At 59.4% G+C, this 12441-nt stretch carries 11 protein-coding genes; 3 read left to right on the forward strand and 8 right to left on the reverse strand.

Going from position 1 to position 12441, the window contains the following annotated elements; translation table 11 throughout:
- Window positions 1-230 precede the first annotated feature (230 nt).
- The 4 genes from speA to AAEO81_RS27370 form a co-directional block, all read right to left on the reverse strand.
- Window positions 231-2144 carry an arginine decarboxylase gene (gene speA / locus AAEO81_RS27355; RefSeq protein ID WP_166595922.1) on the reverse strand — a complete coding sequence of 638 codons (1914 nt, stop codon included), beginning with the start codon at window positions 2142-2144 and terminating at the stop codon, window positions 231-233.
- A gap of 184 nt (window positions 2145-2328) precedes the next feature.
- Window positions 2329-2700, reverse strand: coding sequence for a translation initiation factor Sui1 (locus AAEO81_RS27360; protein ID WP_092407562.1), 372 nt, complete (start codon window positions 2698-2700; stop codon window positions 2329-2331).
- A gap of 186 nt (window positions 2701-2886) precedes the next feature.
- Entirely contained in the window at window positions 2887-3432 is a 546-nt protein-coding gene (locus AAEO81_RS27365; RefSeq protein ID WP_166595923.1) for an NUDIX hydrolase, read from the reverse strand.
- Window positions 3433-3435: 3 nt separating this feature from the next.
- Window positions 3436-4539: a DUF2333 family protein gene (locus tag AAEO81_RS27370; protein WP_341960177.1), complete on the reverse strand. Its 1104-nt coding sequence runs from the start codon at window positions 4537-4539 to the stop codon at window positions 3436-3438.
- A gap of 424 nt (window positions 4540-4963) precedes the next feature.
- Between AAEO81_RS27370 and AAEO81_RS27375 the strand changes: the two genes are divergently transcribed.
- A complete protein-coding gene (locus AAEO81_RS27375; RefSeq protein WP_341960179.1) occupies window positions 4964-6625 on the forward strand; it encodes a PleD family two-component system response regulator in 1662 nt (553 codons plus the stop codon).
- 9 nt (window positions 6626-6634) lie between these two features.
- On the opposite strand, the gene AAEO81_RS27380 is transcribed toward AAEO81_RS27375, so the two are convergent.
- A complete protein-coding gene (locus AAEO81_RS27380) occupies window positions 6635-7777 on the reverse strand; it encodes an alpha/beta hydrolase (protein WP_341960181.1) in 1143 nt (380 codons plus the stop codon).
- Between the two features lie 158 nt (window positions 7778-7935).
- A complete protein-coding gene (gene gcvA, locus AAEO81_RS27385; RefSeq protein WP_341960183.1) occupies window positions 7936-8850 on the reverse strand; it encodes a transcriptional regulator GcvA in 915 nt (304 codons plus the stop codon).
- Between the two features lie 161 nt (window positions 8851-9011).
- Here gcvA and AAEO81_RS27390 point away from each other — a divergent pair, with 161 nt between their 5' ends.
- The gene (locus tag AAEO81_RS27390; protein WP_341960185.1) at window positions 9012-9605 is read left to right on the forward strand and encodes an HD domain-containing protein; all 594 of its coding nucleotides are present in this window, start codon (window positions 9012-9014) and stop codon (window positions 9603-9605) included.
- 35 nt (window positions 9606-9640) lie between these two features.
- Here the strand turns inward: AAEO81_RS27390 and AAEO81_RS27395 are convergent, their stop codons facing one another.
- Window positions 9641-10006 (reverse strand): hypothetical protein, encoded by a 366-nt coding sequence (locus AAEO81_RS27395; protein WP_341960187.1) that lies wholly within the window; start codon window positions 10004-10006, stop codon window positions 9641-9643.
- A complete protein-coding gene (locus AAEO81_RS27400) occupies window positions 10003-10401 on the reverse strand; it encodes a hypothetical protein (protein WP_341960189.1) in 399 nt (132 codons plus the stop codon). The genes AAEO81_RS27395 and AAEO81_RS27400 overlap by 4 nt, the downstream gene beginning before the upstream one ends.
- A gap of 189 nt (window positions 10402-10590) precedes the next feature.
- On the opposite strand from AAEO81_RS27400, the gene AAEO81_RS27405 reads away from it, so the two are divergent.
- Window positions 10591-12405, forward strand: a complete 1815-nt coding sequence (locus AAEO81_RS27405) for a protein-disulfide reductase DsbD (protein ID WP_341960191.1) — start codon at window positions 10591-10593, stop codon at window positions 12403-12405.
- Window positions 12406-12441 lie beyond the last annotated feature (36 nt).

Genomic DNA, 12441 nt, shown 5'->3' on the forward strand with positions numbered 1-12441 from the left:
GTAGAGGGGGTAAACGCAGAACAGGAAATGGCCTACAGGCAGGGACAGCAGGCGATTGAGAATCTGTAGGAGCGAAGGATTTTGAAGGTATTTATCGCGTCAAGAAACGCCTTGAAAGGGGGCACGCATCTCTGTACAGCGCGACTTGCCGGTGGTGGCGGTGTTGAAATCGCCACCGTCGACAAGCTGTGCTGTACAGGTTTACGTCATCGAACGTACCGGCGCATGCCTTACGACGACAGGTACGAAGACCGCGTCAGGCCCAGGCGCAGCGCGTCCAGAAACTGCGTGCGCTCGCGCGGGGTGATGCGCGCACCGGCGACCTTGTCGCGGTAGTGCGTCATCAGCTCTTCGGGCGACAAGTGCACGTAACGCAGCATGTCTTCGATGGTGTCGTGGGTTTCGATACCCGCTGAGTACGCGCTGCCGTCCTGATTCTGGTAAATGTTCACCGAGTCGGTGTCACCGAACAGGTTGTGCATGTCGCCCAGGATTTCCTGATACGCGCCGACCAGAAATACGCCCAGCAGATAGTCCTCGCCTTCGTTCAGGGCATGGACCGGCAGGCTGGTTTCAATGCTCTGCTCGTCGACGTACTGGTTGATCTTGCCGTCGGAGTCGCAGGTCAGGTCTTGCAATACGGCACGACGGTTCGGCTCTTCGTCCAGACGGTGCAACGGGATGATCGGCAACACTTGGTCAATCGCCCAGGTGTCCGGCAGGCTCTGGAACACCGAGAAGTTGCAGATGTACTTGTCGGCCAGCTTGTCGTTGAGTTCGTCCAGCACTTGGCGATGAGAACGCTGACGCGCTTTCAACGAGTTGTGCAGGCGGCGGCACACGGCGAAATAGCACTGCTCACCCAAGGCTTTCTGGGCCAGGGTGATCTTGCCGTCCGAATACTGGGTAGCGATGTCGCTCATGTAGTGCGTGGCGCGCCAGTAAGTTTCGGTGACCATCTCGATGTCGGTCGGGCCGAGCAGGTCGATCAGCCATTGCAGGGTTTCCGGCAGGCTTTCCTTGTCGTCGATCACCGGCACTTCGTCGTTGTGACGCTCGACGTCGGTGACCTGAATCACCAGCATCGCGTGGTGCGCGGTCAGGGAACGGCCGCTTTCCGAGAAGATGTGCGGATGCGGCAGGCTTTGCGCATCGCAGAATTCCTTGAGCATGCCGACCACGACACCGGCGTAATCGTCCATGTCGTAGTTGATGGAGCTGGCGTTGCGGGAATGCGTACCGTCGTAATCGACGCCCAGACCGCCGCCGACGTCGATGTGGTCGACCGGCAGGCCGAGGTTGCGCAGCTCGCCGTAGTAACGAATCGCTTCTTTGAAGCCGTGCTGGTAATCAGCCAGGTTGGCGATCTGCGAGCCCATGTGGAAGTGCAGCAGGCGGATGCCTTGATCCAGACCGGCCTTGGTGAAACGCTCGACCACCGACAGCAATTGCGCGGCAGACAGACCGAACTTGGACTTCTCGCCCCCGGTGTCGGCCCATTTGCTCGACGCCAGCGACGACAGACGAACCCGCAGGCCCACCTGCGGCGCGACTTTCAGCTCGGCGGCTTCTTCGATGACCAGTTCGACTTCGGACTCTTTCTCGATGACGATGAAGACGTTATGGCCGAGCTTCTGGCCCATCAGCGCCAGTCGAATGAATTCGCGGTCCTTGTAACCGTTGCAGACGATGGTGCCGCCTTTCGGGGCCAACGCCAGCACGGCCATCAGCTCAGGCTTGGAGCCAGCTTCCAGACCGATGGAGACGTTTTGCGTGGCGATGATGTTCTCCACCACCGCTTCCTGCTGGTTCACCTTGATCGGGTACAGCGCGGTGTATTGGCTCTGGTATTCCAGGCGCGCGATGTTCTCGTCGAAGGCGCCCGTCAGCTGGCGCACGCGGTCTTGCAGAATGTCGGGGAAACGCACCAGCAACGGCAAGGACAAGCCGCTCTTGCGCAGCTGGTCGACTTGCTCATAAAGGTCGATGGGCGAACTGCCCGGCCCATTGGGGCGGACTTCAACACGGCCGGCTTCGTTGATTGCAAAATAACCAGCCCCCCAATGACGAATCCCGTAGACACTGCGGCTGTCCGCCACGGTCCATTGGCTGCCATCGTCTTTGCGTGTGCGTCGTACGGACATCGAAGTCCCCTATATAAAAGTCATAAAGCCCCGGCCTGACCGGCTGGGCGCAGTGTATAGAGTGGAAATGACGGTTTGGCGCCAGCCCGCATGGCTCTGTAGACCCATGACACGAACCAGAGTTTGTTTTTTGAAAACAGACGCCCGACCGAAAACGAAACCAGAGACGATCCGACAGGACGGTTCAACCGCCTGACTTTTTCGCCTTGAAGCCTTGCTTGACCAGTTCCGCCAGCAGTGTCTCGACGTGATCACCCTGAATTTCGATCACGCCATCCTTGAGCGCACCACCGGTTCCGCAACGACGTTTGAGCGTAGTCGCCAGTTCCTTGAGTGCATCCTCGGCCAGCGGCACACCGGTGATGGTGGTCACGGTTTTACCGCCCCGGCCTTTGCTTTCGCGGCGCACACGGGCAATGCCATCACCTTCGGGGATAACGGATTTCTTGCAGATACAGGCATCGACGGGCTGACGGCAGTCTGGACAGTGGCGTCCAGCGTCGGTCGAAAACACCAGGCCACCGAGGGCAGCGAAGGATGCGGCTTTTTTGGCCACCGGGAATCCTCTTCTTGAGGACCAAAGTCTGGTCGGGCAGAACGGTTAAACCCCAGTCTGCGGAACCGACCGCGAAGCCCCACTCAGGCAGGGGCAGCGCAACCGGACCGTGATGCCAGTCCGGCGTGAAAAGTCGCGCAGTGTAACGGCAAAAAGCGCAGATGCTAAGTGCAAATATGCGCCAATTTACGGGACATTTGCGACGTCGCCCAAATAGCGCTTCAACGCCGCCAGAGAGTCCGGGCAATAAGGCTTTTCGGTGGTTTCGCGCAGCACCTGTTCGATGCCGATGAAACGCGCTTCGAGCACTTCTTCCGGTTGCAGTTTCAGCGGCCCGTCCCAGACCGCCGAGAACACGGCACACCAGAGTCGGTTACCCGGCTGATCGAAAAAAAACTCTTCATGAGCGGTCAGCTCGACGCCCGCCACACCCAACTCTTCTTCCAGCTCTCTGGCAGCCGATTCGACGTAGCTCTCGTCCGCCTGAACCATGCCCCCTGCCGCGACATCCCAGAATCCGGGATAGATCGCTTTGCTGAGGGTGCGGCGGTGCACGCAGAGTTCGCCTGATGAGTTGAACAGCAGAATGTAGGTGCCGCGACCGATCAGGCCACGCTCGCGCAGCTCGGCGCGAGGCAAGGAACCCAGCAGCCGATCCTGACGGTCGACCCAGGCAATGAGTTCGGCGTCGGAAGCCGCGCGGTGCGCGACTTCGTTTTCAGAGACTGACACCGATCAACCCTGAGACAGCAGCTGACGCAGGTCGATGACCGCTGCGTTGGCCCGCGACAAATAGTTGGCCATGACCAGCGAGTGGTTGGCGAACACGCCGAACGGGCTGCCGTTGAGAATGACCGGGCTCCACATCGGCTCTTGCGAGGCTTCCAGCTCGCGAATGATCTGACGCACGCTTACGGTTGCGTTTTTCTTGGCCAGTACGTCTGCGAAGTCGACTTCGATGGCGCGCAGCAGGTGGGACAGCGCCCACGCCTGACCACGGGCCTCGTAGAACACGTTGTCGATCTGCATCCACGGGGTTTCGACGATTTCTTCATCGACCTGCGGCACTTCGCCCGGCTTCACGGTCACGGTGGACTGCGCTTCGGTTTTCAATGTGCTATTGAGCTTCACGCGACCAACGCTGGCGGACAGGCGCTGGGACAGCGAGCCCAGACGGGTGCCGACGTCGCCCAGCCAGTTGTTGAGGTTGTCAGCGCGGGTGTAAAACAGCGCGCCCTTCTGATTCGGGTCGGACAGGCGCGCCTGATAACGGCTCAGCGCGGCGATGCCTTCACGGTACTGGGACTCGCTGGACGGAAGAATCCAGCTCTTGTTGTCGAAGTTGAACAGCGGCTCGGCGCGGGCCAGATCGCCATCTTCAGCCGACTGGGACTGCGAGCGGGCGAAGTCTTTACGCAGTGCACGGCTCAGGTCGCGGACCTGGACCAGCACGCCGTATTCCCAGCTCGGGGTGTTATCCAGCCAAAGGCCTGGCGGGAAACGGTCGTTGGAAAGGTAGCCGCCGGGTTTGTCGAGCAGGGTCGACGCGACGGTCTTGAGAGTTTCAACGGTGGTGTAGCCGATCACCATCTGCTTGCCTTCACGCTCGGCAGCAGCCTGCGCCTGTTGCTGGACCGGAAACAGTGGGGGCTCGCTGCTCCACCAGATACCGAGCGCCACGGTAACGACCAGGTAAATGCAGACCACCGCGCCCACGGCACGGCTGAGCAGCAATCCACTCAAGTACCCACGAGGCGCGCGCGATTCTTTGCCTACTGGCTTTTCCTCAACACGCTCACTCCCGCCCGCAGCGCCCGAGCGCTTCTTCCAATCCAGCATGGCCTTGTCCTTTCAATCACGGAATTCAGTGCTTCTGACCGCAACCTTACAGCAAGGTGCGTTTGGCAGGAACGTGAAGGATGGCTCAAATGCGTAATCGACGGGTCCGTGTGCGTCATGCGAGGCGCTGTCGGGATTTGCGGGCCAGGACGGCCGGAGACGGTAGTCGCTATCAGGTTTCAGCCTGGAAACGTGAATTGCCATGCAACAAATCTGCTCACGACTGTCACATGCAACGCGCCTGGATGCCTCATCCATTCCCCTACACAAAGCCAGTAGCCTTGGCACGCATTTGGCTTACAAAGACAGAAAGTTGACGTGAATAAATGACAACAAAATGACTTACGGCGCACTTGTGTGGGAAAAGTAGTGCTAGCATAGCGCCAGCATCCGTATCAGGGTTTCCCCTAGAAGTAGTCAGGACATGACCGAAGCAGAAGATCCGAGCCGAGACCGTCTCAAGCACCATTTCGCCCAGCGCGTCATTCACCAGGCCCGTCAGATCCTGGAGGTCTGGCAACGCCTGCAACAAAGCGAATGGACGGCTGCGGATCTGGAAGAACTCAGCGACTCCAACCAGCGCCTACTGCGGTTCGCCGAGCGCTTCGAACAGGAAGAACACGCGCATCTGGCGCGTGGCATCGCCCAATCCTTGCTGGAAGTGGAAGCCAATCGCGGCCGCTTGAGCAGCGCGTTGATCACCGACTTGAACCGCCTGATGCAGCGCCTTTCCCGCACGGGCTTGCGTCATGGCGATCGGCTGGAACACACGTCACTGCCACCGCTGCGCAAACCAATTTACGTGATGCTGCAAGATCTCGAACGCGCTGAACGCCTGGCGAAACAGCTGGAATTTTTCGGTCTGAGCGCGCAGTCCATGGAAAGTCCGCAGGCCTTTCACGCCACCCTGGCCGAGCGCTTGCCTGCCGCCGTGGTGATGGACGTGGATTTCGGTGGCGTGGGCGAAGGGTTGAAGCTCGCTGCCAAAATGCAGGAAGGTCTGGAACAGAAACTGCCCCTGCTGTTTTTCAGCCATCACGAAACCGACACGCCCACGCGGCTGGCCGCCGTGCGTGCCGGTGGCGAAGAGTTTTTGACCGGCACGCTGGAGGCCTCAAGCCTGCTGGAAAAAATCGAGATCCTGACGCGGGTCGCGCAGTACGAGCCGTATAAAGTGCTGATCATCGACGACTCTCGCGCCCAGGCCACGCACACCGAACGGCTGTTGAACAATGCCGGCATCGTGACGCGCACATTGTTCGACCCGATTCAGACGATGGCTGAGCTGGCTGACTTTCAGCCGGACCTGATCATTCTCGATATGTACATGCCCGGCTGCACCGGCACCGAGCTGGCGAAGGTCATTCGCCACAACGACCGTTACGTCAGTGTGCCGATCATTTACCTGTCCGCCGAAGACGACCTGGACAAACAGCTGGACGCGATGAGCGAGGGCGGCGACGACTTCCTGACCAAGCCGATCAAGCCGCGCCATCTGATCACGACGGTGCGCAACCGCGCCGCTCGGGCGCGAAACCTCAAGGCCCGGATGGTCCGGGACAGCCTGACCGGCCTGTACAACCACACGCACATCCTGCAACTGCTGGAAGATTGCAGCTTCCGCGCGCGCCGGGAAAACAAGCCGCTGAGCTTCGTGATGCTGGACATCGACCACTTCAAGAAGGTCAACGACGGCCACGGCCACCCCATGGGCGACCGCGTGATCAAGAGCCTCGCGCTGTTCCTCAAGCAACGCCTGCGCAAGACCGATTACATTGGCCGCTACGGTGGTGAGGAGTTCGCAGTGGTCATGCCTGACACCGACCTCAAATCGGCCTTCGGCGTGCTGGACGAGATTCGTCGCCGATTCGCGGAAATTCATTACCCGGCGCAACCGGTGGACCTGTTCTGCACCTTCAGTGCGGGCGTAGTGGAACTGGAAGAAGGCGATGATGCGCTAATGCTGGCGTCTCAGGCGGATGACGCGTTGTACCGCGCTAAAAAAGCCGGACGCAATCAGGTCCACACGCTGCGTGAAGACATCATGCAGGCCAAAAAGCACTCGCCGCTGGACGTCGTGAACTGACGAGGATCGTCAACGAGACAATTCCTCGGTGGTTTGAAGAAACGTCATGATGGCGCTGACGACGCTCTCCGGTTGCTCCTGCTGAACCCAGTGCCCTGCACCCGGTATCGACTCGATGAACCGCATGTCGGTGCACGCCGTGTTTTGCATCGTTTCCAGCGCGCCAGGGGCTTGAAAGGCCCCCCAATCTTTCTCGCCATAGATGAAACATGAAGGCACGTTGATCGTGCGCCCCGCAAACACGCTCAACTCATGATCGTGATCGGCCAAGAAGCTGCATCGATACCAGTTGAGCCCGCCTTGAAAGCCAGTCCGTTGAAATTCCCCGGTGAAGAACGCAAGGTCCGATCCAGTCAACCACTCGCACCGTTTGGCCTCCGTGGCATCCGGCGCATCGCCATCGATAGCGGCGGGCATGCTGTCATCCAGCCCCATGATGTAGTACGGCGGCATCTTCACGAGCTCATCGGCTGACCATGCGAGTAACGGAAAAGGCGAATTGCCTGACCAGTCGCCGCTTTTGACGTGGAAATACGTTCGTAAAAAACGAGCGAGCCCCCCTTCCGGCTCGGTCATGTCGCGATTGGCGCTCCGGGTGCAGTAATAGCGCTGGTAGTGTTTTTTCGGCGGAGTCAAAGCTGCAAGCAGCTCGCTCATGTCGGGCCCATCGACGGCGCTCGCCAACGGCGGAGGCCCACTGAACGGCGCGCTCATCAACACGACAGCGCGAAAGATATCCGGCCTGACCAACGCGCAATAGGCCGCGACGGGTGAGCCGAAGTCGTGCCCTACTACGACGGCAACGGAGTCACGCCCCATGGCCGCCAGCAACGCAATAGCATCGCGTACCAGATTCAACATGAAAAAAGGCCGCAGGTCCGTCTCGTACTCCGCGTCCCATCCTGTCGTTCGGCCATAACCTCGCTGGTCGGGCGCGATGACGTGATATCCCCGTCGCGACAATCCGAGCAGAATATTTCGCCAGCTGTACGCCAGCTCCGGAAAGCCATGAAGCAGCAGGATGCAAGGCCGCTCAGGATTGGAATACCCGGCCTCCAGCACATGCATGCACAGGCCGTTTACGCCCTCGATCTGGCGGGAGCGGATGCCCTCCGGCAGCGGCATCTCGTCGAGATACTCCGTGTCAGTCATCGCGTACAACCTTCAGGCGAAAGAACAGATCAGCCAGGATCGTCATCCATTCATGACACAACGGGCAACGTCAGTTGCCTGAATCCTAGCCAGCGTCGGATGGGCCGAATGAATAAGCGTAACTAATGCATGCACGGTTTTACGCGTCCACTCATGAGTCATTCCCAAGGGTGGGAATCCATTGAACGATCCCGGGCGGCCTCTTCGTGCAGCCAGGCGATGAACTCGTGGATGTGTGGGCGCTTGATCGCGGCGGGCGGGTAGATCACGTAATAAGCAGAGTTCGTTTCGACGGTGTGCTCGAACGGCTTGATCAGACGGCCTGCCGCCAGATGCCCGGCAACCAGCGCGAGCCCGCACAACGCCACGCCTTGCCCGTCGATGGCGGCTTGCGTCACCACGTTGGTGTCATCGATGACCACACCACTTTCCGGCTTCACGCCTTCGGCACCGGCACTGGCCAGCCACTCGCGCCAGCCTTCACGGTCGTAATCATGGAGCAGTGTGTGGTGAGTCAGATCCGACGGGGTGCGCAGCGGAGATGATCCCGTCAATAGAGCGGGACTGCACACGGGCGCAAACGCAAGCCCCATCAAACGCTCGGCCGTTAGACCCGGCCAGTCATCGCTCCCCCAGCGCACGGCCAAATCCAGCTCTTCGTGGGCGAATAGCGTTCTTTGCACCGAATGGTGCAAGCGTAAATCGACACCCGGATGGCGTGCCCAAAAACGCCCAAGCCGAGGGGACATCCAGCTCGCACCAAACGAAGGCTCCAGGCCCACTGTCAGGGAGTGAGTGCCCTGGCTTGCGCGAAGCGTGGTGACGGCTTCTCCGATTTGCTCGAACGCGGTTTGCACGACGGGCAACAGCAGCCGTCCCTCGTCCGTCAAACGGAGCTTGCGAATCATCCGATGAAACAGCGGAACGCCAAGGTGCTCTTCCAGTTGCTTGATCTGGTGGCTGATGGCGGCTTGCGTGATATGCAACTCATCCGCCGCCCGCGTGAAGCTCAGGTGCCGCGCAGACGCCTCGAAGCCTCGCAGAAGATTCAACGGTGGAAGACGCGACTGCATGGATTGACCTCATGGATTATGTGCATTGATGCATCGCGTGAGCATTGGTTGTTTGTCACGCCCCACGAACCGGGATAAAAATTGATCCATCGGGGCAAGTCAAGTGATAGCAATGGCGATCCCCATGACGTGGGCCTTATCACCGAAAGGATGAGTTCGACATGCAGCACACTCTTCATCAGGATCGCCCGGCACCTGCTTTTACGAGCTTCACTGAATCAACGGCCGAGGATTGGAAGCACATCGAACACCTGTGCGACGTCTATGAGCGTGGCTTGGCAGACCGCGTGCTGAAAAACCTCGAAACGCTGAAAGGCAGCACACTGGGTTTCCCGGTCGACCGCTACGAGCATTCGCTGCAAGCCGCGACCCGCGCCGTGCGCGACGGGGCCGATGAGGAAACCGTGGTGTGCGTCTTGCTGCACGACATCGGCGATGACATCGCGCCCTACAACCACGGCGAGTTGGTCGCGGCGATCCTCAAGCCCTACATCTCGGCCGACAACCACTGGATGCTGTCCAAACACGCGATTTTTCAGGGTTACTACTACTTCCATCACATTGGCCGTGATCGCAACGAACGCGATAAATACCGAGACCACCCGGCCTTCGAGCGCTCGGCTATGTTCTGCGAACGCTGGGACCAGACCGCGTTCGATCCCGATTACGACACCCTGCCACTGGAGTATTTCGAACCGATGGTGCGACGGGTTTTCGCGCGTCCGGCGTTTGGGGGTGAGAAGGCGTTTGCGTGAGGGATCGATTGAGGATGCCTGATTATCTGGAATGATCAGGCATCCATGACATTCAGGATCCACATCGCCGCCATCGAAGCAGCCCCGATTGATAATGGCAGAACAGCCAACAGCCTTAACCCCGTAGGAAACTCGACCAGATCAGCGGGTTCAAGCAACCCTCGCTTTATGTATAGCCGTGGGTGCAGCAGACATCCGGCAATCATCCCCAAGCGAATCTGCCGTCCAAACAACCCTGTGCCTGAGACGCGATAATTTACGTCGTGCATGATTCGACTTCTGCTCAAATAACCTTCCATTGTTTCGAGCTTGCCGAACATGGCATAGGCCATAAATCCAACGGCAACCAGAAACACCCCAGCACAAACCAAGTAAACCCCATCAATCACTTCCAGGGTCATTGTTCGAACCACGAAAAAAGATGTTGTCCCGTCACCGCACCCATCGGGCTACCCAGCTCTCCGCCGCCAATAGCGCCCGCCACACCAAACACGACAGCGCAGCCAATCAGCACGGTCCCAGCTGACGGAAGACCCAGAGCTGCGCAAACACTTCCTGACATCGACAGGCGGACATTCCTGGCCAGCAGCATCAGCTCGTTTTCTTCGGGGGTACACAGGTGCGAAGGCCCATCCGTCATCACCAGGACCTGGCCGGGCAGAATCGGATGGGGGCGAAGATGGGCGTTGAGCTGGTCAAACTTCGCGCGAGCGCTGGCGGGAACCTTCAGCGTGTAATCCCGGAACTGGTAATAGTCTCGGACTTCGTCATTGATGAACGCATAGGGCCTGGACAATAGACTCCCTCTCAGGTGCAGGTATGAGGGAAGAACATTGGTTCGGAATGAACGCGCTGTCAGTAAACAGCGCGTTGAATTTGCACTGACTACAGTGTTTTCAGAAAGAACCTACAGCCTCCTCGCCCGTCTCTGCATCCCCTCCCACCCTGCGTTATCATGCGGCGACTTTTGTGATGCGAGACCGCCATGCGCCGCCTGCTTTGTCTGATTTTGCTGACCCTCGCCCTGCCCGCCTTCAGCGCGAGCCTGTTGGACAGTCGGCCCAGTTCAGGGCTAGGCAGTCCGACGCTGGGCAGCAGCTCGGCACTGGGCAGCTCCAGCATCGACAACAGCAAGGACTTCCTGCCCGTTCGCCAGGCGTTTCAGCTGAACCTCATCGACGCCTCCCCGGCGTCGATCAAGCTGCAATTCGTCGCCGCCGAAGGTTATTACCTGTATCGCCACCGCTTCCAGTTCCGCACTGAGCCTGCGGATGTCTTGGGCGCGGCACAACTGCCCGACGGTGAGAAGAAACACGATGAATACTTCGGCGACGTCGAGGTGTATCACGGGATTCTCGACATCAACCTGCCGCGCAAAGCGGGCGACACGCGGCCCTTCACGCTGATCGTGACGTATCAAGGCTGCGCGGATAAAGGCCTCTGCTATCCCCCTGAAACCCAGCGCCTGAGCATCGGCGACACGGCCTCCGTCGCTGATGATTCGACACCGACCACCACCTCAAGCCAGACGTCTTTCAGCTGGAAGCAACTGGCGCTGTTCTTCCTCGCGGGGATTGGCCTGACGTTCACGCCGTGCGTACTGCCGATGCTGCCGATCCTCTCCGGCGTCGTGCTGCGTGGGCAGATCGGTGGACTGCGCGGTTTCTCTCTGTCCCTTGCCTATGTGCTGCCGATGGCGATCTGTTTCGCGATGCTCGGCGCACTGATGGGGATGTTCGGCGCCAGCCTCAATCTCCAGGCCCGGCTGCAATCGGCCTGGGTGCTGGTGCCGTTCGCGCTGTTTTTCGTGGTGTTTGCCATCGCGATGTTCGGGGTGTTCGAACTTCGCTTGCCTCGCGCCTTGAATGAGCGGCTTGACCGCATCGCTGGCAACACCGAAGGCGGATCGCTGTGGGGCGCTGCCGTCCTGGGCGTTGTATCAAGCCTGCTGGTGTCGCCCTGCGTATCAGCGCCTTTGGCCGGTGCCCTTCTTTATATAAGCGCCAGCGGAGACACCGTGGGCGGCGCACTTAAACTCTTCGCCCTCGGACTGGGCATGGGCGCGCCACTGGTGCTTGTGGCGACGGGGGGCGCGGCATGGTTGCCGAAGAGCGGACCGTGGCTGATCACCGTCAAGAATGCGATTGGCGTGTTGCTGCTGGCGTTGGCCATTGGCCTGCTGAGTCGGGTGATCCCTGGGGAAGCCACGTTGCTGCTGATCGGACTGCTGTGGGCAGGGGTCGCGGTGTTTCTCGGCGCACTGGAGTTCACCGTCAAAACCACCCGGGGCCGCCTCGCTCAGCTACTCGGGGTTTTCCTGTTGGTCTACGCTCTCTGCTGCTGGTACGGGGCCTTCAGCGGCCAGACCGATCCACTGCGGCCATTGGGCCGTGTATCTACCACGCAAATCTCGGGAGAAAGCAGCGGCGCGCAGCAATGGCAGACCGTCACCGAAGTGTCGACGCTTAAGCAGATTCTTGCGGAGGCGAAAAGCGCCGAAAAACCGGTGCTGGTGGATTGGTACGCGGACTGGTGCATCAGCTGTAAGGTCATCGAGCATGAAGTGTTGCCCGATCCGAAAATTGTCAGCCAACTCAAAGGCTTTCGTCTGATTCGCTTCGACATGACCGACAGCAATGTCGAACAGCGCACGCTGCTCGATACTTACAAACTGTTTGGCCCGCCTGCTCTGTTGTTTTTCGGAAAAGACGGGAACGAGCTGACAAATGTGCGCGTCGTCGGCGAAATCGACGTGGAAGCCTTCTTCGAGCGGCTTTCTAGAGCAAATGACCAAATTTAGCCTCTTAGTCACAAATTTTGCGCGAACATCGGTCAT

This window comes from Pseudomonas sp. RC10 (genome assembly GCF_038397775.1).
Taxonomy (GTDB): Bacteria; Pseudomonadota; Gammaproteobacteria; order Pseudomonadales; family Pseudomonadaceae; genus Aquipseudomonas; species Aquipseudomonas bambusae.